Genomic DNA, 21,755 nt, shown 5'->3' with positions numbered 1-21,755 from the left:
TTCATCCCTCGTACCCGGGAGCCCCCGCACCATGGCCGTCGACGAACTCGACACCCGCATCCTGCGTCTCCTCCTGGAGCAGCCCCGCACCAGTGTCCGTGAGTACGCGCGTGTGCTCGGTGTCGCTCGTGGCACCCTGCAGGCCCGGCTCGACCGGCTTGAGCGGGATGGAGTCATTACCGGGACGGGGCCGTCCCTGTCTCCTGCCGCGCTCGGGCATCCCGTGCTCGCCTTCGTGCACATCGAGGTCACTCAGGGGCATCTGGACGAGGTGGGCGATGCGCTCGCCGCCGTGCCGGAGATCATCGAGGCCTTCTCGATCACCGGTGGCGGCGATCTCCTGACCCGCGTGGTCGCACGGGACAACGGCCACCTGGAAGATGTCGTCCAGCAGCTGATCCAGATGCCGGGCGTTGTCCGTACCCGTACGGAGATGGCCCTGCGCGAGCGTGTCCCGCACCGGCTGCTGCCGCTCGTCGAGTCGATCGGGCGGGCCTCCGCGGCGCAGAAGTGATCCTGGTGCCCGTGCGGCGGTGATCTGCGGCTTTGGCATGCTGGAGGGCATGAGCAACCTCGGCACCATCTCGGTCATCTTCGATCTCGACGGCACACTCGTGGACAGCGAGCCGAACTACTACGAGGCTTCGCGCGAGCTGCTGGCCGAGCACGGCGTCGAGTACACCTGGGCCGACAACGAGCAGTACGTGGGCATCGGCACCCAGGAGACCCTCGCCACCTGGAAGCACCGGTACGGCATCGGCGTACCGGTGGCCGAGCTGCTCACCGAACTCGACCGGCGCTATCTCGCGCTCGCCCGCGCCGACACGCACGTCTTCCCGGAGATGCGGAAGCTCGTGGAGCAGCTGCACGGAGCGGGGGTGCCGATGGCCGTGGCCTCCGGGTCCTCGCGGGCGGCCATCGACGCGATCCTCGCGGGCACCGGCCTCGACACTCTCCTGACCAGCGTCGTCTCCGCCGACGAGGTCGCGCGGGGCAAGCCCGCGCCCGACGTCTTCCTGGCCGCCGCCGCGCTCCTCGGCGCCGAACCGGCCGCCTGCGTGGTCCTGGAGGACGCCGCCCCGGGCGCGACGGCGGCGCACGCGGCGGGCATGCGCTGCATCGCGATCCCCTACGTCACCGCCCACGCGGACGCACCCGCGTTCACCGCGGCGGATCTGCTGCTGCGGGGCGGACAGGCCGAGTTCACCGCGCGGGCGGCCTGGGACTACCTGGCGTCGGTGTCGCGACCGTAGGTGTCGCCGGACGCGTAGGCGCAGCCGTCGCCGCGGCTCGTTCCGCCAGTTCCGTCTTCTTGATCTTGCCGGTCGCCGTGAGGGGCAGCTCGTCCAGGATCTCCACCACGGGCACCTTGTACGTCGCCATGGAGGCCGCGGCCCAGGTCCGCAGCTCCTGCGCCGTGACCGCACTGCCCGCCACCGTGCGTATGTACGCATGAGGCCGCTGGCCCGTCTCCGCGTCCTCCACGGCCACGACGGCCGCGGCGACGACATCGGGGTGGCGGGCGAGCAGGGTCTCGACCTCGGCGGGGAAGACGCTCATGCCCTTGACCTTGATCATGTCCTTGTCGCGGCCCAGGTAGTGCAGGCAGCCGTCCTCGTCCAGGCGCCCGATGTCGCCGGTGTGCAGCCGGCCGTCGCGCAGGGCGGCCGCCGTCGCCTCGGGGGCCCGCCAGTAGCGGGTGAGGACCGAGGGGCCGCTGACCGTGATCTCGCCGGGCTCCCCGATCGGCAGCGGTTCGCCGGTCGCGAAGTCGAGGATCAGGACGTCGGTACCGGGCACGGGAAGGCCGCAGAACGTCGCGTCGCCCGACAGGTCGTGGTCGCCGTCCTGGAAGCCGAGCGTGTTGGTGTCACTGGTGTGGGTCTCGGTCATTCCGTACGACGCCTCGCGCAGCACGCTGTCCGCGCCGACGGCCGCGCGCCAGCGGGCCCGCAGTTCGGGAGTGAGTCCGCGGATGAAGGACACGGTGAGCGGGGACGTCAGCGAACTCAGGTCGTGGCGCGCGAAGTCGGGGTGGGCGAGGAGTTCGAGGTAGTTCTCGACCGTTCCCGCCATGGTGGTGACCTTGTGGTGCGCGACCGCCGCGAGCACGGCGGCCGGGTCCCAGCGGGGCAGCAGCACGCTGGTGCCGCCGGAGACGAGCGGGGCGAGGATCCCGAGGTTCTCCCCCGCGATCCAGAAGACCGGCAGGAAGCAGAGCGAGACGATGCCGTCGTCCGACGGCCGTGGCCCGCGGCCGTTGTCGAGCGCGGTGGCCGTGTAGACCATGTGCCGCTGGGTGTGCTCGCAGCCCTTGGGCATTCCGGTGGTGCCGCCGGTGTAGTTGAGGGCGGCGAGCGCGTCCAGGTCGTCGGCCGTCCGGCCGAGCGGCGCGTGACCGACGGCGGCATCCCAGGCCGCGCTGTCGTCGGCGACGAGGACCTCCCGTACGGCCGTCCCCGCGCGCACCTCGTCGAGCAGCCCCACCAGTGAGCTGTGCGTGACGACGATCTCGGGCCCGGCGTCCCGCAGTTCATGGCTCAGCTCCGCCGCGCGGAACATCGGGTTCACCGGCACGTGCACCGCGCCGGCCCGCAGCACGGCGAGCATCGCGATCACGAACTGCGGGCAGTTGGGCAGCTGCACGCCCACCCGGTCACCGGGCCGCACACCCCGCGCGTCGAGCCAGCCCGCCAACCGGTCGGTGAGCTCGTCGAGTTGGCGGTACGAGATGACCTCGTCGCCGAAGACCAGCGCGGCCCTGTCCGGCGCGGTCCGCGCCCAGTGCTCCACATGCCCCGGCACGGTGCGCACTCCCGCGCGGTGCTCCGCGGTGTCCTGCTGGCGTCCGCGCCGCGCCCCGTCCTGGCGGGCCCGCAGGTCGCGTAGTTGGTCCTCGACTCGCAAACGCAGCGGCCGGTCACCAGGAGGCAGCGGCTGGTCATCTGTACGCATGGGGGCGGCTCCTCAGCGTGGGGGATCGACTCCGAGCAGGTGCAGGAACATGGCGGTCACATCGCGCACGGCCGCCTCGTACGTCTCCGGGGCGGCCGCCGTGAGCCGGGCGAACTGGATGCTCATGCCGCCGACCGCGCGGGCCACGGCGAGCGGATCGGCGACGGGCCGGGCCTTGCCCTCGGCCGCGAGCCGCCGGATGTAGCGGGCGGAGCGGTGGACGGGGCGCTCCTGGGTCTCCTCCCACAGTGCGCGCACGTCGTCGTCGGTCTGCGCCTGCTGCTCCAACAGCCTGAGCAGCGGCAGGTGTCGGGCGTACGCGGCAATGAAGGCGGCGGTGGAGGCCGCGACGACCTCACGGGCGTCGTCCCGGTCGACGCCCGGCACGTCCTGCGCGGCGAGGAACGCGTCCCGTACGCGCACCGCGAGGACGCGGAAGATCTCCTCCTTGGACGCGAAGTACACATAGAAGCCTGCCCGCGAGACCTCCGCCTCCGCCGTGATGTCGGCGATCGTCGTCGCCCCGTACCCGCGCCGCGCGAAGACGGCCTCGGCGGCGTCAAGGAGCCGCCCGTGGGCCGGGGCGTCGGTGCGGTCGCGGGCTGTGCGGGTCGCCCAGGGCTGCTGATGTCGTGCCACGCGGCGAGCTTATTGACGTTGACGCCAATGTCAATGAGCATGGCGGCGCCGGATACTTCAGGAGGGCTCCAGGAGGGCTTCATGGGTGCTGCCGCCGTGCTCGTCGCGAACCGCGGGGAGATCGCCGTCCGCGTTCTGCAGGCCGCCGCGGAGGCCGGACTGCGGACCGTCGCCGTGTACGCCGAGGACGACGCCGCCGCGCGGCACGTCCAACTCGCCGACAAGGCACAGCCGTTGGGCGGCACGGGTCCGGCCGCGTATCTGGACGCGGACGCGGTGCTCGCAGCGGCCCGGCGGTCCGGATGCGAACTGCTCCACCCCGGCTACGGCTTCCTGAGCGAGGACGCGGACTTCGCGGCGCGGTGCGCGGAGGCCGGACTGCGGTTCGTGGGGCCTTCACCCGAGGTGCTCGGCCTGTTCGGGGACAAGGGCCGGGCGCGTGCGCTCGCCGAGCGGCTCGGGGTGCCCGTCCTGGCGGGCACCCAGGGACCGACGAGCCTGGCCGAGGCCGCCGATTTCCTTGCCGGGCTCGGTCCTTCGGGCGCGGTGATGGTGAAGGCCGTCGGTGGCGGAGGCGGGCGCGGCATGCGGGCTGTGCGGCAACCGGACGCGCTGGCGGAGGCCTGGGAGCGCTGCCGCTCCGAAGCCCTGCAAGGCTTCGGGCGTGCGGAGTTGTACGTGGAGGAGCTGCTGACCGGCGCCCGCCACGTCGAGGTCCAGATCCTGGGCGACGCGTCCGGCGAGGTCACCCACCTCTGGGAACGCGACTGCAGCGCCCAGCGCCGCCACCAGAAGCTCGTCGAGATCGCTCCGGCGCCCGCACTCCCCGCGGCCGTCCGGGAGCAGATCCTGTCCGCCGCCCTCCGCATGGCCCGCGCGTGCGGCTACGTGGGCCTCGGCACCTTCGAGTTCCTGCTCCACGGCTCGGAGTTCCACTTCATCGAGGCCAACCCGCGCCTCCAGGTCGAGCACACGGTCACAGAGGAGGTGACGGGCGTCGACCTCGTCGTGACGCAACTGCGCCTGGCCACAGGCGATTCGCTCGCGTCACTCGGCCTCTCGGGCCCTCCGCCCGAGCCCCGCGGATACGCCCTCCAGGCGCGCGTCAACGCCGAGTCGCCGACGGCCGACGGCACCGCGCTCCCCTCCACGGGCACGCTCACCCGCTTCGACGTGCCGACGGGCCCGGGGGTGCGCGTGGACACCGCGGCACGCAACGGCACGGAGATCGGGGCGCGTTACGACTCGCTGCTCGCGAAGGTCATCACACACGCGCCGCACGGGGACTTCGCGGCGGTCTGCGAACGCGCGTCGCGCGCGCTCGCGGACTTCGCCGTCGAGGGCGTACACACCGGAATTCCGCTGCTCCGCGCGCTGCTCGCCCACCCGGGGTTCACCGCGGGCGGCGCACACACGGACTTCGTGGCCGAGCACATGGCGGAGCTGCTGCCCGAAGAGCCTCCCCAGGTGCCGCCGCAGGCACTCGCGGGCGATGCGCCGATCACCGCCCCCATGACGGGGACGGTCGTCAGCGTCGATGTGGCGGTGGGCGAACAGGTGGCGGCGGGACAGCAGTTGCTCGTGCTCGAAGCGATGAAGATGGAGCACGTGCTGCGCGCGGACGCCTCCGGAACCGTGACCGCCCTGCACGCGCGCGTGGGCGACACGGCGGCGGAGGGCCACCCCTTGGTGACGGTGGACGCCTCGGCCGCGGGCGAAGGGCCCACGGCACACGCCGAGGAGACCGCCGACCCGGACACCATCCGCCCCGACCTGGCCGAGACCCTGGCCCGGCACGCGTTCGGCCTGGACGAGCACCGCCCCGACGCCGTCGCCAAGCGCCACCGCATCGGGCGCCGCACGGCACGCGAGAACATCCAGGACCTGTGCGACGACGGCACGTTCACGGAATTCGGCGCCCTCGCGATCGCCGCACAGCGCCGCCGCCGCTCCCTCGACGACCTGATCGCGTCGACGCCCGCCGACGGCATGGTCACCGGCACGGGGCGGATCGACGGCGTGCGGTGCGTGGCGATGTCGTACGACTACACCGTGCTGGCCGGCACCCAGGGCCTGCAGAACCACCGCAAGACGGACCGGATGCTCCAGCTGGCGGAGGTACGCGGGCTGCCCGTGGTGCTGTTCGCGGAGGGCGGCGGCGGACGCCCCGGGGACACCGACACGACGTCCGTCGCCGGGCTCGACGTGACGACGTTCCATCAGATGGGCCGTCTGAGCGGCCGAGTCCCCTTGGTGGGCATCGCGTCGGGGCGCTGCTTCGCGGGCAATGCCGCCCTGCTCGGCTGCTGCGACGTGGTGATCGCGACTCCGGAGGCGAGCATCGGCATGGGCGGCCCCGCGATGATCGAGGGCGGCGGCCTCGGCGTGTACCGCCCCGAGGAGGTCGGCCCGCTGTCCGTCCAGGTGCCGAACGGCGTCGTGGACATCGCGGTGGCGGACGAGGGCGAGGCGGTGCGGGTGGCGCGGAAGTACCTTGCCTACTTCTCGCACGGCGACTTCTTGTACGCCCCTGGGGCGGGCCGCAGTTGGGAGGCGCCGGATCCGCGGCTGCTGCGGCACGCGGTTCCGGAGAACCGGCGTCGCGCCTATGACGTGCGGGCCGCGATCGAGGGCATCGCGGACACGGACTCGGTCCTTGAACTGCGGCGCGGCTTTGGCGTCGGCATCGTCACGGCTCTCGTCCGCGTCGAGGGCCGGCCGATGGGGCTGCTCGCCAACAATCCAGGGCACCTGGGCGGGGCGATCGACCGCGACGCGGCGGACAAGGCGGAACGCTTCCTGCGGCTGTGCGACGCGTTCGGGCTCCCCGTCGTCTCGCTCTGCGACACACCGGGTTTCATGGTCGGCCCGGACGCCGAACGGACCGCCACCGTACGGCACTTCTCCCAGCTCTTCGTGACCGGCGCCCAGCTGCGCGTGCCCCTGGTGAGCCTGGTGCTGCGCAAGGCGTACGGGCTCGGCGCGATGGCCATGATGGGCGGCTCCACCCGCGCGCCCGTGGCCACGGCGGCGTGGCCCAGCGGCGAGTTCGGGGGGATGGGACTGGAGGGCGCCGTCCGTCTGGGCTACCGCAAGGAGCTGGCCGCGATCGCCGATCCCGAGGAGCGCCGACGGGTGTTCGACGCCCATGTCGCGGAGTTGTACGAGCACGGCAAGGCGGTGAACGCCGCGGCGGCGCTGGAGATCGACGCGGTCATCGACCCTGCGGAGTCGAGGAGTTGGATCCTTGCGGCGCTGGAGGGGGCGGGCGGGGGCGGGACTCGGGCGTAGTCGCTTGGCGGGGGCGGCGTCGCAGACCAGGTGAATCCTGCTGGTCAGCCTGCCCCCAGGATGCGGGAGAGTCCGTAGTCGAAGCGCTCGTCGAAGGAGGTGTCCTCGAAGTACGCGGCGGCTCGGGATAGTGAGGGGTATTCGCCCGTGTCCAGCCGTCGTGCGAACGCAGGACCCATCGCGTCAGGAAGCGCCTGTTCCTCCTGCGCCAGCCCCAAGGCGAAGTAGACAAGGCTCCAGCCGGTCCAGACCGCCTCGCGTTCCGCGAGACCGCCGGTCAGCAGCGCCTCGGTCATCAGGTCGGCGAAGCGGAGTGTGGCGGGTTCGGCAGCGTACGTACCTGCCACGATCCTGGCCCCGTCCCGGTGGGCCAGCAGGGCGCGGCGGTAGCGGTGGAGCAGTTCGCGGACCCGTGGTTCCCAGGGCTCGGGCAGTCCGTCCACCGACGCCCCGGCCACGATCGCGTCCGCCATCAACTCCGACAGCCGCGCCTTGCTCTTCGCATGCCAGAGCACCGTGTTCATCCGGACGCCGAGCCGGTCCGCGATGCCGCGGATCGAGAGCCCGTCCGCTCCTTTCTCCTCCAGCAGTTCCAGGGCCGCTCGCACCACCGTTGCGGGGTCGAGCCGGGTCCGGGCGAGATCCTCCGCTTGCTTCTTGGTCACCGACCTAGTCTACTGGGCACACCCCGTCTTGGTCACTGACCAAGACATTCCTGAGGAGCTGCCATGGAGCACGAGCACGTAGTCATCGCAGGAGGCGGCCCCACCGGGCTGTGGCTGGCCGCCGAACTGCGGCTTGGCGGGACGCCCGTCACCGTCCTGGAAACCCGCCGCGAGCGGGATCCCCACTCCAAGGCCCTCACCATCCATCCGCGCACACTGGAGGCCCTGGCCACTCGCGGAGTGCTGGAGCCTTTCCTCACGGAGGGTCGGCGCATCCCCAGCGGCCACTTCGGCGGGCTCGACGACCGGATGGACTTCGGGGTCCTCGACACTCCCTACCCCTTCACACTCGCCCTGCCGCAGGCCCGCACCGAGGAGCTCCTTGAGGAGCACGCGCATGCGGCCGGAGCCACGATCCGGCGCGGGCACCAAGTGACCGGACTCGCCCAGGACGAAGACGGGGTGAGCGTCGAGGCAACCGGCCCCGACGGCCCGTACACACTGCGCGCCGACTACCTCGTCGGCTGCGACGGCACCCGGAGCACCGTGCGCGAGGCGGCGGGCATCGACTTCCCGGGCAACGACGCCACCACCTGGGGCTTCCTGGGCGACGTCGTCCTGGACAACCCGCCGCGGGAAGCGGTGTCGGCCATGTCAGGCCCGACCGGCGGCGTCATGATCGTCCCGCTGCCTGGCGGCATCCACCGGATCGTCGGCGGCGACCCGGACGGTACCGCTACCGGCCACCCCGGCGAACTCACCCTCGACGTGCTGCGCGCCAAGGTGACCCGGATCACCGGCAGTGACTTCGGCATGCGCGACCCGAGCTGGCTCTCCCGGTTCGGCAACGCCACCCGCCAGGCCGCCGAGTACCGCAGGGGCCGCGTCCTCCTCGCGGGCGACGCGGCGCACATGCACTACCCGGCCGGAGGCGTGGGCCTCAACGTCGGCATCCAGGACGCCACGAACCTCGGCTGGAAGCTGGCCGCCACCGTGGCAGGCACCGCCCCCGCGGGACTCCTGGACAGCTACCACGCCGAACGCCACCCGGTCGGCGCCGACCTACTGCGCAGCACCCGCGCCCAGACGGCACTGATGAACGCCTACTCGGCGGAGGGCCAGGATCTGCGCGCACTCCTGAGCCAACTCATCGCCACCGTGCCCGAGTTCTCCCGACGCCTGGCCGAACGGCTCTCCGCACTGGCCGTCACCTACCCGGGCCCCGCACATCACCACCCCTTGACCGGTCACCGCGCACCCAACCTCGAACTCTCCGACAGCACAGACCTCTTCACGCTGCTCCGGACCGGCCGCCACGTCCTGCTGCACTTCACCGGCACCCCGGCACCGACCTCCACCCCCCACGTCATCACGCATACCGCACACCGGCCCGACCCACGCCCCGCCTGGTCCACCGTGCGTGCCGCGCTCATCCGCCCCGACGGCCATGTCGCCTGGGCGAGCGAACAGCCCGACGCCGAAGTCCTGCGGGCCGAGGCGCACGCGGCGGCATCCGCGACGCACCGCTGACCAGGACGCCGTCGACGTCCACGGCGCGCGGCCGCAGCTCAGTACATGATCCCCACGAGGCCGTCCCCCTGCTCGGCACAGGCGAGCCCGCCCGCACAGCAGGCGCCCCAACTACCGGATCCAGGACCGACCAGGGTCACCCGCTCCCAGTGCTCCGCCGTCGGCGTGGCCCGTGAGAGGCGCAGGCCCAGCTCGTCCACCGCCATCTCGGCCGGCGGCGGGCCGCCGGGCGCGGGGATCCCGGGCAGCACGGCCGCGATCTCCGCGGCGGGATAGCCGAACAGGTCGATGTCGTCCCAGGCCACGGGAGTCGACTCCGGGCCGTCCACCTGGGGCCGCGCCTGGATCTCCACGCGGGCGAGCCGGTCCGTGGCCCCGGGCCCGCCACCGCCGAATCCCAGGACGACGCCGTCGAGTTCGGCGTCGAAGCTCCAGTCCGGTTCGAAGAGGAGGCCGCCGAGCCAGGCGTCGTGCGCGTGCCGAAGCTCCGCGTACTGGTCCAGGGTCAGCCCCATGCACTGCCGGTGGTGCGTGACCCTGTCGGGCGGCAGCAGTTCCAGGACCTCGCCGGGTGTCATCCCGAACTTCAACAGTCCAGCGCCGCCCGGCAGTTCCACGCCGACTTCTCGCAACAGCTCCAACATTGCACCATTGTTCACCCGTTGACACAGGTGGCAAGGGTGTTCACGGGATCACACAGAAACCGGTGCGCGGTCGGTGATCAGGACTGGGGACGGCTGCCGTGGTTGGCCGCGTGCTTGCGGCGCGCCTTCTTCTTGCGGCGTCGCTTCGATGACATGCGATTCCCCTCTCACCAGGTTCGCCAAGCCAGTATTGGCATTTAGGACATTTTCTACCGTTTCATACGACACCTCGACCGGCGACCGGACTGGGTCGGGATGGACTGGGCCAGGCCGGGCTGAGCCAGGCCAGGCTGGGCTGGGCTGGGCTGAACCCCCTCGCCGTATCGCGGAGCGCCACGCGGACATCACCGCGGCGCTGACGCTCATGCCGGCGGCGCGCGGCGAGATGGACGAAGTGGAGGCCGGGCTCCTGCAGATGGCGCGCGGTCGCGGCATGACCTGGCCGGAGATCGCCTTCGGGCTCAGCCTCGGCACCCCGCAGGCGGCCCGGCAACGCTACGAACGGCTGGTCGGCCGTACGTCGATCGACCCGGAAGCTACTCCCCAGGGCCAGTAAGACGCTCCACGACGGTCTCCCCGATCCCGGCGAACGCCTCGATCTGCTCCGGGGTCAGGAGATCCACGAAGTGCCTGCGCACGGACTCGACGTGCGGCACGGCCGCGGCCTCGATGGTGCGCACCCCCTTGTCCGTCAGCGCGACGAGAGCACCCCGGCCGTCGGTCTCGCACTCCTCGCGCACGACGAGACCGCGCTGCTGCATGCGGGCCAGGTGGTGGGACATACGGCTTCTGGACCAGAGCATCCGGTCCGCGAGTTCGGTGATCCGGCGGCGGTGACCGGGGCTCGCGCCCAGGTTGGACAGCACGTCGTAGTCGGGCTCGGAGAGGCCGCTGTCCTTGGCGAGGTCGCGCGCCAGCTGGGCGTTGAGCAACAGCGTCATCCGCCGGTACGCCTGCCAGGCGCGCTGCTCGCGATCCGTCAGCCACCGTGGGTCCTGGTTCACGGATCCACCCTACCCACCAACGGTTGACACGTCACCTACATCGCCTAGAGTCATAGGTGACACGTCAACTAGGTAGCCCTGACCGGCTGGAGACAGAGGGTGGTGCTGTCGCCGTGACCACTGCCCCAGCGTCGACGTCCGGAATGACGCGCCGCCTTTCGCGGCTGTTCGTGGGCCTCGTCCTGTTCGGCGTCAGCCTCGCCCTGATGATCGACGCGGGCCTGGGCGTCTCGTCGTGGGACGTCCTCCACCAAGGCCTGGCGCGCAGCTCCGGCCTGCCCTTCGGCTGGGTGGTGAACGGCGTCGGCGTCCTGGTCCTGCTCGCCTGGATACCGCTGCGCGTGCGTCCGGGCATCGGGACGGTCAGCAACGTCCTGGTCGTCGGCCTGGTCGCCGACGCGGCACTCGCCGTGCTGCCTTCGCCCGGCGACATCGCGGTGCGTGTGCCGCTGCTCCTCGCGGGCATCGCGCTCAACGCGGTGGCGACCGGACTGTACGTGGGAGCGGGGCTCGGCCCCGGCCCCCGTGACGGCCTGATGACCGGCCTCGCGCGGCGCGGCATCTCGATCCGGGCCGCGCGCACGGCGATCGAGGTCCTCGTGCTCACGGCCGGCTGGCTGCTCGGCGGCACGGTCGGCGTGGGAACGCTCCTGTTCGCCGTGGCCATCGGCCCGCTGACCCAGCTCTCGTTGCGCCGTTTCGGCCTGACCTCACCCTCACGCCCGCACCTGACGCCCTGACCTGACGACCCAGCCGATTCCGCCTGACCTACCTCACTCACCTGACGACCAAGGGATCCGCGACCATGGCCACGCACCGCCTGCACATCGTCTCCGCCAGCACCCGCCCGACGTCGGCGGGGCGCCCCCTGGCCCATTGGCTGACCGAACGCGCCCGCGTACACGGGGAGTTCGCGCCCACGCTGATCGATCTCGGCGAGGTGGCCCTGCCCTTCCTCGACGAACCCGAGCACCCTTCCGAAGGCCGTTATCTCCACCAGCACACCAAGAACTGGAGCGCGACGGTCGGCGCTGCCGACTCCTTCGTCTTCGTCATGCCGATGTACAACGGCGGCTTCAGCGCCCCGCTCAAGAACGCCATCGACTTCCTCCACCAGGAGTGGCAGGGCAAGCCGGTGGGCCTGATCAGCTACAGCGCGGGAACCTCCGGCGGCGCCCCCGCCGTCGAGATGCTCCGCCCCGTGCTCGACCGGGTGGGCCTGCGCCCCGCGCCGAGGACCCTGTCGATCCCCGGCATCGAGGGGCACCTCACGCCCGACCGCCGGTTCCGCGCGACCCCCGCCCTCACCGGGGACGCCGACGCGGTGCTCGACGCGGTGGCGACACTGCTCACGCCGCAGCGCCCGCGTGCCGGAGCCACACGTAGCTGACGGGCTGCGGGGCGTTCCACTCCGCGGCCAGAGCGGGGTCGACCGGCCGGAACCCGGCCGCGCGATAGCAGCGCAAGGCCGCGGAGTTCCCCGGATGGACGCGCATGAAGATCTCCGCGAACCCGACCCGCAGGGCCAGCTCGGCCAGCCGCCTCACCAGCACACGCCCGGCGCCCTCCCCACGGGCGCCGGGCGCGACGATGATCCGGGCAAGCTCCGCTTCCCCCTCCTCGGCATCGCACCAGACCTCCCCGTAGCCGACGAGCCGCTCCCCTGCCGTGAGCACGCACCCCCGCACATCCCCGTCCAGCTGCCACCCGGCGACCACGCCCGCATCCACTGGAAAGTCCCGCAGCCCGCACCACAGGGCCACCTCACCGGCAGAGGCCGGCCAGCTCGCCACGGTGGCCGCATCCGCCACGGCGAAGGCTCGAAGCTCCATGTACGATCGCTCCCGCCATGCAGATGAATGACAACTACACCAGTCTCGTCGCGGTCGGCGACTCCTTCACCGAGGGCATGTCGGACCGGCTGCCCGACGGCAGCTACCGCGGCTGGGCCGATCTGCTCGCCGCCCGGATGGCTGCCGCCTCCCCCGGTTTCCGGTACGCGAACCTCGCGGTGCGCGGGAAACTCATCGGGCAGATCGTGGCCGAGCAGGTGGACGTCGCCGCCGCGATGCAGCCCGATGTGATCACCCTGGTGGGCGGCCTCAACGACACGCTGCGCCCCAAGTGCGACATGGTCCGCGTACGCGACCTCCTGGAGGAGGCGGTGGAACGCCTCGCCCCCTCGTGCAAGAAACTCGTCCTGATGCGCAGCCCCGGCCGGAACGGCCCCGTGCTGGCGCGTTTCCGCCCGCGGATGGAAGAGCTCTTCGCGCACATCGACGAGCTGGCGGTGCGGCACGGCGCCACGGTCGTGGACCTGTACGGATCGGCCGCGCTCGGCGACCAGCGCCTCTGGGACGTGGACCGGCTGCATCTGACGCCCGAGGGGCACCGCCGGGTCGCGGAAGCGGTGTGGCAGGCGCTCGGCTACGCCCCCGAGGACGACTGGAACTCCCCGCTCCCGGCCACCGCCCCGCCCAACTGGACGGCGCGCCGCATCGCGGACGCCCGCTTCGCCAGGCAGCACCTCGCCCCATGGATCGTCCGCCGCCTCACGGGCCGCTCCTCCGGCGACGGCCTCCCGGCCAAGCGACCGGATCTGCTGCCTTACGAGGATCCGTTCGCGTAAGACTCGTAAGACTCCGGGAGGCAGCCTCCTCCTACTCCTACTCCTACTCCTCCACCTCGTCCTCGAAGTGCAACGCGATGGACTGCAACACGTCCGCCGACGTCACATCGGTGCGGCCCTCGTCGTGCGCCTCAGCGAGCTGTGCGAAGGAGAAGGCGAAGGCCGACGTGATCTGCTCGATGACGGGGCTCAGTTCGCGGCCCACCACCTCGGCCACCTCGATGGGGGTGGCGTCGGCGGGGATTTCGATGCGCGGCAGCATCTCCTCCAGCATCGTGCCGACCGCGCCGCTGGGTTCGACCTCGCCGTCCGGGTTCTCTCGTACCTGTCGGCGCATCTCGATCCCCTCGGTCAGGATGCCGACGACTCTTTGGATGATCTCGCGCTGCTCCATACGTCGAAGCCTAGACGTACGTGGATCACCAGGAGCCGGAGCACGCCCGGGCGGCCCGCCCGCCATCGGTGGGCCCGGAGGGCGAGTTGGGTAGTGGCGTGGGTCATGTGCCTCGGTCCGGTGAGCGGCTCGGGGCGACCCCGCGTACGGGCCGGAGCAGCCGCTTCCCGGCCTCTTGTCGCTGCGCACGTCGGCGCACGAGTCTCTGGCCCGCGTGCTGTCCGAAGACTCGGAGCTCCGGGGTGGGCGGACGTACTGCGCGGTCTTCTCCCGCACCGCGCCCAGCCCCCTGGACGATGCTCCAATGACCTGCGCTCTCCGGACTGTACGGACGGTCAAAGAGCAGGTCGGACGGCAGGTAAACTCCGTACACGTGACTGCCGCGCCTGCAAAGCCCCGTATCCCGAACGTCCTCGCCGGGCGTTACGCCTCCGCCGAGCTCGCCACCCTCTGGTCGCCCGAGCAGAAGGTCAAGCTGGAGCGTCAGCTCTGGCTCGCCGTTCTGCGGGCCCAGAAGGATCTGGGCATCGAGGTGCCGGACGCCGCCCTCGCCGACTACGAGCGCGTCATCGACGACGTCGACCTCGCCTCGATCGCCGAGCGCGAGAAGGTCACGCGCCATGACGTGAAGGCCCGCATCGAGGAGTTCAACGCGCTCGCCGGGCACGAGCAGGTCCACAAGGGCATGACCTCCCGTGACCTGACCGAGAACGTGGAGCAGCTCCAGGTCCGGCTCTCCCTGGAGCTGGTGCGCGACCGCACCGTCGCGGTGCTCGCGCGGCTCGGGAAGCTCTCGGGCGAGTACGCCGAACTCGTCATGGCCGGCCGCTCGCACAACGTCGCCGCGCAGGCGACGACGCTCGGCAAGCGTTTCGCGACGACCGCCGACGAGCTGCTCGTCGCGTACCGCCGCGTCGACGACCTGCTGCGCCGCTACCCCCTGCGTGGCATCAAGGGCCCCGTCGGCACCGCCCAGGACATGCTCGACCTCCTCGGCGGCGACGCCGAGAAGCTCACCGAGCTCGAGCAGCGGATCGCCGGGCACCTCGGCTTCGACCGCGCCTTCACCTCGGTCGGCCAGGTCTACCCGCGCTCGCTCGACTACGAGGTCGTCACCGCCCTGGTGCAGCTCGCGTCCGGGCCCTCCTCGATGGCCAAGACGATCCGGCTCATGGCCGGGCACGAGCTCGTCACCGAAGGCTTCAAGCCGGGCCAGGTCGGCTCGTCCGCGATGCCGCACAAGATGAACACCCGCTCCTGCGAGCGCGTGAACGGCCTCACCGTCATCCTGCGCGGCTACGCCTCGATGACCGGCGAGCTCGCGGGCGACCAGTGGAACGAGGGCGACGTCTCCTGCTCGGTCGTACGCCGTGTCGCCCTGCCCGACGCGTTCTTCGCGCTCGACGGGCTCCTGGAGACCTTCCTGACCGTGCTCGACGAGTTCGGCGCCTTCCCTGCCGTCGTCGCGCGCGAGCTGGACCGCTACCTCCCCTTCCTCGCCACGACCAAGGTCCTGATGGCCTCGGTGCGGGCGGGCGTCGGCCGCGAGGAGGCCCACGAGGCCATCAAGGAGAACGCCGTCGCCTCCGCGCTCGCCATGCGCGAGCAGGGCGCCGAGCGCAACGAACTCCTCGACAAGCTCGCCGCCGACTCGCGGATTCCGCTGGACCGCGCCGAGCTCGACGAGCTGATGGCCGACAAGCTGTCGTTCACGGGCGCGGCCGGTGACCAGGTCGCCGTCGTCGTCGCCCAGATCGAGGCGCTGCTCAAGGAGCACCCCGAGGCCGCTGCCTACACCCCGGGCGCGATTCTCTAGTCCCCGTCAGTCCCCGTCCGGGACGCCGCTCGTCCACAACAGGAGCCGAGGCCCGATGGCCTCGGCTCCTGCGCTACAGGCCGATGTCCCTGCTGCGGAAGTCCTCCAGGGACTCGCGCCGCACCAGGAGCCGCGCGCGCCCGTCGGCCGCGGCCACCACAGGCGGGCGCCCGACGAGGTTGTACCCGGACGCCATGGAGAGGTGGTAGGCACCCGCCACCGGCACACCCAGGATGTCTCCCGGCCTTATGTCACCCGGCAGTTCGATGTCGGAGGCCAGCACGTCGCCCGCCTCGCAGTGCCGCCCGACGACGGTCACCGGCGCGGACGGCACCATGGAGCGCCGGCCGATCAGGCGCGGCGCGTACCGCACGCCGTACAGCGCGGGCCGCGGGTTGTCGCTCATCCCGCCGTCCACGGCGACGAAGGTGCGGCCACTGGTGCGCTTGACGGCGAGCACACGGTAGAGGGCCACGCCTGCGGGGCCCGCGATGGCACGCCCCGGTTCGATGAGCAGCTTGGGCACGGTGAGTCCGGCCGCCGCGCAGCTCTCGATCAGTTCGCCGCGCACCTTGCGGGCGAGCGCGGTGATGTCGAGGGCCGCCTCGCCGGGCCGGTAGGCGATGCCGTGGCCGCCGCCCAGGTCCAGCTCGGGAAGGGTGATCCCGTGCTGTTCCTTGATGCGGGCCATCAGGCCGACCAGTCGGCGTACGGCGGCGAGGAACGGCTTGTCGGTGGTGATCTGCGAGCCCAAGTGGCAGTGCAGGCCGGTCAGTTCGAGACCGGGCTGGTCGATGATGCGGGCGATGGCGTGCTGCGCCGATCCGTCGGTGATCGACAGGCCGAACTTCTGGTCGTCGGTCCCGGTGCGGATCTTGGCGTGGCCGCCCGCGGCGATCCCCGGCACCACCCGGACCATCACCTTCTGGCGGCTGCCCGGCGGCACGGCCGCGGCAAGCCGCGCGATCTCGGACGCGCTGTCGATGACGATGCGCCCGACGCCGAGCCGCAGCGCGGCCTGAAGGTCGTGCGGGCTCTTGGCGTTGCCGTGCAGCACGATGCGCTCGGCGGGGAAGCCCGTGGTGACGGCCAGCTCCAGCTCTCCGGCGGAGCAGACATCGAGCCCGAGCCCTTCCTCCGCCACCCAGTGGGCCATCGCGCGGCACAGGAACGCCTTGGCGGCGTAGTGCACTTCGGCGTCGGGGAAGGCGTGCAGGTAGGTGCGGCAGCGCGTGCGTACGTCGCCTTCGTCGATGAGGTAGGCCGGGGTGCCGAAGCGTTCGGCGATCTCGGTGAGCGGTACGCCGCCGACGGCGAGGTCGCCGTGGGCGAGACGCGCGGTCGACGCGGGCCAGACGGACAGGTCGTCGTCGGCGGTGGCGTCCGGGGTCACGGGTTCGTGCAGGGTGGTCATGGGCAGGTTCTCTCTTCGCCTCGTCCGGTGGCTGCTGCTGTGGTGGCTGTTCCTGTTCCGCTGCTGCTCCGCGTCCTCAGCCGATCCAGGTGGTCAGGGCGCCGACCAGCGCCGCGGCCCCGGTGACGCGCAGCGCGCCGACCGCCTGCGGGTCCCACTCGCGCCAGGCGGGGGTGCGCCGCCCGGGTGCTTCGACGGGGTGCGCGGCGAGCCGCGGGTCGACGGTGACTTCCTGGACCCCGAGCGGCTCGGTGAGCGCCCGCAGCGCGGGCTCCGAGAGCCTGATCCAGGCCTGGCGGTCACCGAGGGCCGCGCTCAGGCGCTGAGGGGTCGTGAAGGCGACAGCGGTACGGCCGCCGACGGGCGTGCGGAACAGGCGGGCGACGCAGCCCGCGGGTCCCGGCCGGACGGGGACGAAGAGCGGTCCGGCCGGGCCGGGTTCAAAGGGCTCGGGGTCCTCGCCGCACTGGAGCTCTGCCATGGGATTCCTCCTTGAGGATCCTGTTGTTCCGTGAACTGATCCGCGAACGGGCGGGGCCCCCGGGACCGGGCAGGAACCCGGAGGCACGTGGTGACGCTATGCCCGGTGCCGGGTGTCTCCGGCCCCTCCATGACGCGACATTGACGGTCATGCGACCCGCGTTGACGAGGGCTTGACGTGCGCCCCGTACGCACGTCAGAGGCCCGTAAATACCCAGGTGCACCAGCCGTTCGGGGGCATCCCCGAAGCTACGTTTCCTGTTCGCACCCGGCCGCGCATGCCGTCCCGCTCGACGCGTGGCCGCGTTCGCGATCAGCCGGTCCTGCGCAGGGGCCCCTGCGCAGGACCGGCCTCATGACCACCGCACGGTCCCTCACCAGAAGGTCACACCCCGATGCTTCCCGCCGCCCCGCAGCAGGCTCCGACCCCGTCCACGAAGCCTCCGTCCAGAGGCAGTTCAGCGGTACGGGCCGGCCGCATCGACGGCGGGCGCGTCCGCTCCGGGGTCCTCCTCGATCCCGTACAGGTGATGAAGTCGTTCCCCGATGCGCTGCACAAGCTGCATCCCCGGGCGCTCGTCAGGAAGCCGGTGCTCGCGGTCGTCGCCTGCGGTTCGATCCTCACCACGCTGTCCGCGCTGCTCGATCCGTCCGTGTTCGCCTGGGTGATCAGCGCCTGGCTGTGGCTGACGGTGATCTTCGCGAATCTCGCGGAGGCCGTGGCGGAGGGCCGCGGCAAGGCGCAGGCACGCGCGCTGCGGAAGGCACGCACGGACACGGTGACCCTCCGTCTGCGCGACAACTGGCGCATGGGGGTCGACCTCGATCACGCGGAGACCGAGGCGGTGGCCGCCACCGACCTCAAACCCTTCGACTTCGTGCTCGTCGAGGCCGGTGGGCCGATCCCGGCCGACGGCGATGTCGTCGACGGCGTCGCGGCGGTCGACGAGTCCGCCGTCACCGGCGAGTCGGCTCCGGTCATCCGCGAGTCGGGCGGCGACCGCAGCGGCGTGACGGGCGGCACGGTGGTCCTGTCCGACCGCATCGTCGTACGCGTGACCTCGCGGGCCGGGGACTCCTTCCTGGACCGGATGATCGCGCTCGTCGAGGGAGCGTCCCGGCGCAAGACCCCGAACGAGACAGCGCTGAACATCCTCCTGTCCGCCCTCACCATCGTCTTCGTCCTGGTCGTCGTCGCGCTCCAGCCGATGGCCTCGCACGCGGACGCGGCCCAGTCCACGACCGTGCTCGTCGCCCTCCTGGTCACACTCATCCCGACGACGATCGGAGCGCTGCTCTCGGCGATCGGCATCGCGGGCATGGACCGGCTCGTGCAGCGCAACGTGCTCGCCATGTCGGGCCGCGCGGTCGAGGCGGCGGGGGACGTCAACACTCTGCTGCTCGACAAGACCGGCACGATCACCCTCGGCAACCGTGAGGCGACGGCCTTCGTGCCGCTGCCCGGCCTCGACGAGCTGCAGCTCGCGGATGCGGCGCAGCTCTCCTCCCTCGCCGATGCGACGCCGGAGGGTCGCTCGGTCGTCGTACTGGCCAAGAACAAGTACGGACTGCGCGAGCCGGCGCGCGGCGAGCTGGCCAACGCCACGTTCGTCGAGTTCAGCGCGCAGACCCGGATGAGCGGTGTCGATCTGCGCTGGGACAACGGCGCGGCCTGCGTCATCCGCAAGGGCGCCGCCGCCCAGGTGATCACCTGGGTGGAGCTGAGGGGTGGTCACGTGCCCACAGAGGCACGGCTGTTCACCGATTCCATCGCGGCGTCCGGCGGCACTCCGCTGCTCGTCGCCGTGCACGACTGGGACGGTCCGCGCGTCCTTGGCGTGATCCACCTCAAGGACGTCATCAAGGACGGTATCCGCGAGCGGTTCGCCGAGCTGCGCCGCATGGGCATCCGTACGGTCATGATCACGGGCGACAATCCGCTGACGGCGCGCGCGATCGCGTCGGAGGCGGGCGTGGACGATTTCCTCGCCGAGGCCACGCCCGAGGACAAGCTGGAGCTGATCAAACGCGAGCAGGAGGGCGGCAAGCTCGTCGCGATGACCGGCGACGGCACCAATGACGCCCCGGCTCTCGCGCAGGCGGACGTGGGGGTGGCCATGAACACCGGCACCTCGGCCGCCAAGGAGGCCGGGAACATGGTGGACCTGGACTCCAACCCCACCAAGCTCATCGAGATCGTCGAGATCGGCAAGCAACTCCTCATCACCCGGGGCGCGTTGACGACCTTCTCGATCACCAACGACGTCGCGAAGTACTTCGCGATCATCCCCGCCATGTTCACGGGCGCGTATCCCGGCCTGGAGTCCCTGAACGTCATGGGCCTGCACAGCCCGACCTCCGCGATCACCTCGGCGATCATCTTCAACGCGCTGATCATCGTGGCGCTGATCCCGCTCGCGCTGCGGGGCGTGCGCTACACGCCGGCGTCCGCGCACGACCTGCTGCGCCGCAACCTCGCGCTGTACGGCCTCGGGGGCCTCGTCCTGCCCTTCGTCGGCATCAAGGTGATCGATCTGCTGGTCTCGACGGTGCCGGGGCTCGGCTGACCGACTTCTTCGATACGACCCTCCGTGCACCAGGACGTGCGGGGATGCGGCACACTCCGCATGACTGTGCCGCAGAGGGCCGCTCCGGGCGCCCGCGCCGCAACACACTCTGGAGGACCGACCCGTGATCCAGCTTCCGCCCCACAAGCTGCCCGCGCTCGCTCGCTGGTTCCCCGCCGGGTCACCCGGTGTCGCCTCCTTGCCCGAGCACGCGTTCACCACCGGCGTGGGCACGTGGTGGGCGGACCGGGTGCTGAATCCGCGGGCCGTGGCCGTCAGTTGCGCGGGGCACGTCCTGCTACGCGGCGCCCCGGAGGCCGTCGACCCCGCGGGCCTGGCTCCCTTCGCCGGCAGCCATGTCGGGGCCCTGGCCCGCTTCCTTCCCGTGCTCGGCGCCGCGTTCGACCGCATCGTGCCCGCCGAGCGCATGCTCTACGTGCATCGCGAACCGGTGTCCGCGCCGCAGCCGCCGCGGAGCCTTGCCGTGCGCCGGCTGGTCGGCGCCGACGCCCCCGCGCTCGCCGCACTCACCGATCAGGTTCCCGACACCTCCTGGATCCACGACAGCTGGGGCGGTCCCGAGGGGCTCGCCGCCTCCGGCCACGGCTGGGCCGCCTTCGACCGGGACGGCCGGATCGCCACCGTCGCCTGCGGCTACTTCGCCGGTGACACGTACGAAGACGTCGCCGTCGTCACCGCGCCCGAGCACCGCCGCGAGGGCCTCGCCCTGGCCTGCGTCACCGCCCTGTGCGGGGACATCGCCGCCCGCGGCCACACCGCGAGCTGGTCCTGCGCACGCGACAACCGGCCGAGCCGCCTCCTTGCCTGGACCGCGGGATTCCGGCTCCATCGCGAGTACGTCCACTACGTCACCGGCAGACCGGCGGCGCGCCCCGCGTCCAAGGCGAGCGCGAGCCCGAACCCGAAGCCGAGCCCGAAGCCGAACCAGGATCTCGGCATGAAGCCCTTCCGCGAGCCTGTCGGCGGACGCCCCACCCTTGCCGTGCCCGGCAGCCGCAGCACCCCGGAGGGCGTCGCCTGACATCAGGCGGTCGTCAACGCGGCCGGGCGCGGCATCAGCGGTGCGTCAAGGGTCGCGCGCGGCTGCGCGGCTCCCGGCAAGGCGCCCCTAGCGTCGCCTCATGGCCCGACGTACGACGCGCCCCGCACGGCGCACCCCCGGCGCTCCCCCGGAGCGCGTTCCCTGGACGCACGACAGCGCCTGGGCCGGTGACGCCCGCTCGGCGGCCGCCTGTTCCCTCCTGCTCCTCGGGCTGCTGCTCGCGCTCGACGCGGCGGTCGGCAGGCTCACCGGCTGGCGTGCACTGCTCTGGCTGGGTCTTGGGGTGCTCCTGTTCGCCGTCCTCACGCCGCCGCGCGTGGCGGCGCGGGACAGGACCCTGGTCTCGCGCGGGCCGCTGCGCGTCCGGTCGGTGCGCCTCGATCAGCTCATTGCGGTACGCCGGTCCGACGGCATCTCGCCCCGCCTCACGCTGCGGGACGCGGCCGGTGGGGAGGTCGTGCTCGATCCCGAGGTGCTCGTCGTCAACCCGGAGCTCTGGCACCTCGTGTCCGACGGCGCCCGCGCATCAGTGGCCCGCGGCTCGCTCCTGTGCGGGGCGACCGCGCTGCGCCGGCTCTCGGAACGTATCGACCGCGATACGGCCGAGGGGGTCTTCAGGGCCTCTGGCCTGGAGTGACTCCGGAGCGGGCACGGAGGGGCCCGG

21 protein-coding genes and 1 pseudogene are annotated in these 21,755 nt (G+C 71.8%); 12 read left to right on the top strand and 10 right to left on the bottom strand.

The features are described from left to right. The first annotated feature begins 31 nt into the window (after positions 1 to 31). Together M4V62_RS36055 and M4V62_RS36050 are read left to right on the top strand one after the other, a co-directional pair. Positions 32 to 514: an Lrp/AsnC family transcriptional regulator gene (locus M4V62_RS36055; RefSeq protein WP_249591372.1), complete on the top strand. Its 483-nt coding sequence runs from the start codon at positions 32 to 34 to the stop codon at positions 512 to 514. A gap of 49 nt (positions 515 to 563) precedes the next feature. Continuing rightward, positions 564 to 1,253 carry an HAD family hydrolase gene (locus M4V62_RS36050; RefSeq protein ID WP_249591371.1) on the top strand — a complete coding sequence of 230 codons (690 nt, stop codon included), beginning with the start codon at positions 564 to 566 and terminating at the stop codon, positions 1,251 to 1,253. On the opposite strand, the gene M4V62_RS36045 is transcribed toward M4V62_RS36050, so the two are convergent. Then, positions 1,204 to 2,955 carry an AMP-binding protein gene (locus M4V62_RS36045; protein ID WP_249591370.1) on the bottom strand — a complete coding sequence of 584 codons (1,752 nt, stop codon included), beginning with the start codon at positions 2,953 to 2,955 and terminating at the stop codon, positions 1,204 to 1,206. The genes M4V62_RS36050 and M4V62_RS36045 overlap by 50 nt on opposite strands. 12 nt (positions 2,956 to 2,967) lie before the next feature. Then, positions 2,968 to 3,594 carry a TetR/AcrR family transcriptional regulator gene (locus M4V62_RS36040; RefSeq protein WP_249591369.1) on the bottom strand — a complete coding sequence of 209 codons (627 nt, stop codon included), beginning with the start codon at positions 3,592 to 3,594 and terminating at the stop codon, positions 2,968 to 2,970. A gap of 81 nt (positions 3,595 to 3,675) precedes the next feature. Here M4V62_RS36040 and M4V62_RS36035 point away from each other — a divergent pair, with 81 nt between their 5' ends. Next, positions 3,676 to 6,885 carry an acetyl-CoA carboxylase family protein gene (locus M4V62_RS36035; protein ID WP_249591368.1) on the top strand — a complete coding sequence of 1,070 codons (3,210 nt, stop codon included), beginning with the start codon at positions 3,676 to 3,678 and terminating at the stop codon, positions 6,883 to 6,885. 44 nt (positions 6,886 to 6,929) lie between these two features. Here the strand turns inward: M4V62_RS36035 and M4V62_RS36030 are convergent, their stop codons facing one another. After that, on the bottom strand, positions 6,930 to 7,550 hold the full coding sequence (locus tag M4V62_RS36030) for a TetR/AcrR family transcriptional regulator C-terminal domain-containing protein (RefSeq protein WP_249591367.1): 621 nt from the start codon (positions 7,548 to 7,550) through the stop codon (positions 6,930 to 6,932). Positions 7,551 to 7,613: 63 nt separating this feature from the next. Between M4V62_RS36030 and M4V62_RS36025 the strand changes: the two genes are divergently transcribed. Further along, positions 7,614 to 9,080, top strand: coding sequence for an FAD-dependent monooxygenase (locus tag M4V62_RS36025; RefSeq protein ID WP_249591366.1), 1,467 nt, complete (start codon positions 7,614 to 7,616; stop codon positions 9,078 to 9,080). 38 nt (positions 9,081 to 9,118) lie between these two features. Here the strand turns inward: M4V62_RS36025 and M4V62_RS36020 are convergent, their stop codons facing one another. Together M4V62_RS36020 and M4V62_RS44095 are read right to left on the bottom strand one after the other, a co-directional pair. Further along, positions 9,119 to 9,724, bottom strand: a complete 606-nt coding sequence (locus M4V62_RS36020; RefSeq protein ID WP_249591365.1) for a hypothetical protein — start codon at positions 9,722 to 9,724, stop codon at positions 9,119 to 9,121. A 77-nt stretch (positions 9,725 to 9,801) separates the two neighbouring features. Continuing rightward, complete coding sequence (locus M4V62_RS44095) at positions 9,802 to 9,879, bottom strand: 50S ribosomal protein bL37 (protein WP_466231358.1); 78 nt, start codon at positions 9,877 to 9,879, stop codon at positions 9,802 to 9,804. A 182-nt stretch (positions 9,880 to 10,061) separates the two neighbouring features. Between M4V62_RS44095 and M4V62_RS36015 the strand changes: the two are divergent. Further along, a pseudogene (locus M4V62_RS36015) lies at positions 10,062 to 10,280 on the top strand (DNA-binding protein); the annotation flags it as partial. Here M4V62_RS36015 and M4V62_RS36010 read toward each other — a convergent pair. Next, positions 10,261 to 10,728: a MarR family winged helix-turn-helix transcriptional regulator gene (locus M4V62_RS36010; RefSeq protein ID WP_249591364.1), complete on the bottom strand. Its 468-nt coding sequence runs from the start codon at positions 10,726 to 10,728 to the stop codon at positions 10,261 to 10,263. The pseudogene M4V62_RS36015 and the gene M4V62_RS36010 sit on opposite strands and share 20 nt — an antisense overlap. Positions 10,729 to 10,871: 143 nt before the next feature. On the opposite strand from M4V62_RS36010, the gene yczE reads away from it, so the two are divergent. Together yczE and M4V62_RS36000 are read left to right on the top strand one after the other, a co-directional pair. Next, positions 10,872 to 11,468 carry a membrane protein YczE gene (gene yczE, locus M4V62_RS36005; protein ID WP_249593156.1) on the top strand — a complete coding sequence of 199 codons (597 nt, stop codon included), beginning with the start codon at positions 10,872 to 10,874 and terminating at the stop codon, positions 11,466 to 11,468. A gap of 65 nt (positions 11,469 to 11,533) precedes the next feature. Then, positions 11,534 to 12,118 (top strand): NADPH-dependent FMN reductase, encoded by a 585-nt coding sequence (locus M4V62_RS36000; RefSeq protein WP_249591363.1) that lies wholly within the window; start codon positions 11,534 to 11,536, stop codon positions 12,116 to 12,118. Here M4V62_RS36000 and M4V62_RS35995 read toward each other — a convergent pair. Continuing rightward, positions 12,078 to 12,560 carry a GNAT family N-acetyltransferase gene (locus M4V62_RS35995; RefSeq protein WP_249591362.1) on the bottom strand — a complete coding sequence of 161 codons (483 nt, stop codon included), beginning with the start codon at positions 12,558 to 12,560 and terminating at the stop codon, positions 12,078 to 12,080. The two genes, M4V62_RS36000 and M4V62_RS35995, sit on opposite strands and share 41 nt — an antisense overlap. A 17-nt stretch (positions 12,561 to 12,577) precedes the next feature. Between M4V62_RS35995 and M4V62_RS35990 the strand changes: the two genes are divergently transcribed. Next, positions 12,578 to 13,357: an SGNH/GDSL hydrolase family protein gene (locus M4V62_RS35990; RefSeq protein WP_249591361.1), complete on the top strand. Its 780-nt coding sequence runs from the start codon at positions 12,578 to 12,580 to the stop codon at positions 13,355 to 13,357. A gap of 43 nt (positions 13,358 to 13,400) precedes the next feature. Here M4V62_RS35990 and M4V62_RS35985 read toward each other — a convergent pair whose 3' ends face one another. Next, a complete protein-coding gene (locus M4V62_RS35985) occupies positions 13,401 to 13,751 on the bottom strand; it encodes a hypothetical protein (RefSeq protein ID WP_249591360.1) in 351 nt (116 codons plus the stop codon). Positions 13,752 to 14,124: 373 nt separating this feature from the next. Here M4V62_RS35985 and purB point away from each other — a divergent pair, with 373 nt between their 5' ends. Beyond that, entirely contained in the window at positions 14,125 to 15,567 is a 1,443-nt protein-coding gene (purB, locus tag M4V62_RS35980) for an adenylosuccinate lyase (RefSeq protein WP_249591359.1), read from the top strand. A gap of 73 nt (positions 15,568 to 15,640) precedes the next feature. Here purB and lysA read toward each other — a convergent pair whose 3' ends face one another. Continuing rightward, complete coding sequence (gene lysA, locus M4V62_RS35975; RefSeq protein ID WP_249591358.1) at positions 15,641 to 16,981, bottom strand: diaminopimelate decarboxylase; 1,341 nt, start codon at positions 16,979 to 16,981, stop codon at positions 15,641 to 15,643. A 76-nt stretch (positions 16,982 to 17,057) separates the two neighbouring features. Beyond that, entirely contained in the window at positions 17,058 to 17,462 is a 405-nt protein-coding gene (locus M4V62_RS35970) for an SAV_915 family protein (protein WP_249591357.1), read from the bottom strand. A 394-nt stretch (positions 17,463 to 17,856) separates the two neighbouring features. On the opposite strand from M4V62_RS35970, the gene kdpB reads away from it, so the two are divergent. The 3 genes from kdpB (at position 17,857) to M4V62_RS35955 (ending at position 21,728) form a co-directional block, all read left to right on the top strand. Beyond that, positions 17,857 to 20,028 carry a potassium-transporting ATPase subunit KdpB gene (gene kdpB, locus M4V62_RS35965; RefSeq protein ID WP_425575234.1) on the top strand — a complete coding sequence of 724 codons (2,172 nt, stop codon included), beginning with the start codon at positions 17,857 to 17,859 and terminating at the stop codon, positions 20,026 to 20,028. 124 nt (positions 20,029 to 20,152) lie between these two features. Continuing rightward, on the top strand, positions 20,153 to 21,070 hold the full coding sequence (locus M4V62_RS35960) for a GNAT family N-acetyltransferase (protein WP_249591356.1): 918 nt from the start codon (positions 20,153 to 20,155) through the stop codon (positions 21,068 to 21,070). A gap of 100 nt (positions 21,071 to 21,170) precedes the next feature. Next, a complete protein-coding gene (locus M4V62_RS35955; protein WP_249591355.1) occupies positions 21,171 to 21,728 on the top strand; it encodes a hypothetical protein in 558 nt (185 codons plus the stop codon). Positions 21,729 to 21,755: the final 27 nt, after the last annotated feature.

The sequence above is a fragment of the Streptomyces durmitorensis genome (genome assembly GCF_023498005.1).
GTDB classification, from domain to species: domain Bacteria; phylum Actinomycetota; class Actinomycetes; order Streptomycetales; family Streptomycetaceae; genus Streptomyces; species Streptomyces durmitorensis.
Note: the sequence above shows the minus strand (reverse complement) of the source record. Positions and strands in the feature narration are given on the sequence as shown.

Excerpts from the sequence above, each read along its gene's own strand:
- M4V62_RS36055 (WP_249591372.1), top strand. The coding sequence starts at position 32 with ATGGCCGTCGACGAACTCGACACCCGCATCCTGCGTCTCCTCCTGGAG.
- M4V62_RS36050 (WP_249591371.1), top strand. The coding sequence starts at position 564 with ATGAGCAACCTCGGCACCATCTCGGTCATCTTCGATCTCGACGGCACA.
- M4V62_RS36045 (WP_249591370.1), bottom strand. The coding sequence starts at position 2,955 with ATGCGTACAGATGACCAGCCGCTGCCTCCTGGTGACCGGCCGCTGCGT.
- M4V62_RS36035 (WP_249591368.1), top strand. The coding sequence starts at position 3,676 with ATGGGTGCTGCCGCCGTGCTCGTCGCGAACCGCGGGGAGATCGCCGTC.
- M4V62_RS36025 (WP_249591366.1), top strand. The coding sequence starts at position 7,614 with ATGGAGCACGAGCACGTAGTCATCGCAGGAGGCGGCCCCACCGGGCTG.
- M4V62_RS36020 (WP_249591365.1), bottom strand. The coding sequence starts at position 9,724 with ATGTTGGAGCTGTTGCGAGAAGTCGGCGTGGAACTGCCGGGCGGCGCT.
- M4V62_RS44095 (WP_466231358.1), bottom strand. The coding sequence starts at position 9,879 with ATGTCATCGAAGCGACGCCGCAAGAAGAAGGCGCGCCGCAAGCACGCG.
- yczE (WP_249593156.1), top strand. The coding sequence starts at position 10,872 with ATGACGCGCCGCCTTTCGCGGCTGTTCGTGGGCCTCGTCCTGTTCGGC.
- M4V62_RS36000 (WP_249591363.1), top strand. The coding sequence starts at position 11,534 with ATGGCCACGCACCGCCTGCACATCGTCTCCGCCAGCACCCGCCCGACG.
- M4V62_RS35995 (WP_249591362.1), bottom strand. The coding sequence starts at position 12,560 with ATGGAGCTTCGAGCCTTCGCCGTGGCGGATGCGGCCACCGTGGCGAGC.
- M4V62_RS35990 (WP_249591361.1), top strand. The coding sequence starts at position 12,578 with ATGCAGATGAATGACAACTACACCAGTCTCGTCGCGGTCGGCGACTCC.
- M4V62_RS35985 (WP_249591360.1), bottom strand. The coding sequence starts at position 13,751 with ATGGAGCAGCGCGAGATCATCCAAAGAGTCGTCGGCATCCTGACCGAG.
- lysA (WP_249591358.1), bottom strand. The coding sequence starts at position 16,981 with ATGACCACCCTGCACGAACCCGTGACCCCGGACGCCACCGCCGACGAC.
- M4V62_RS35970 (WP_249591357.1), bottom strand. The coding sequence starts at position 17,462 with ATGGCAGAGCTCCAGTGCGGCGAGGACCCCGAGCCCTTTGAACCCGGC.
- kdpB (WP_425575234.1), top strand. The coding sequence starts at position 17,857 with ATGCTTCCCGCCGCCCCGCAGCAGGCTCCGACCCCGTCCACGAAGCCT.
- M4V62_RS35955 (WP_249591355.1), top strand. The coding sequence starts at position 21,171 with ATGGCCCGACGTACGACGCGCCCCGCACGGCGCACCCCCGGCGCTCCC.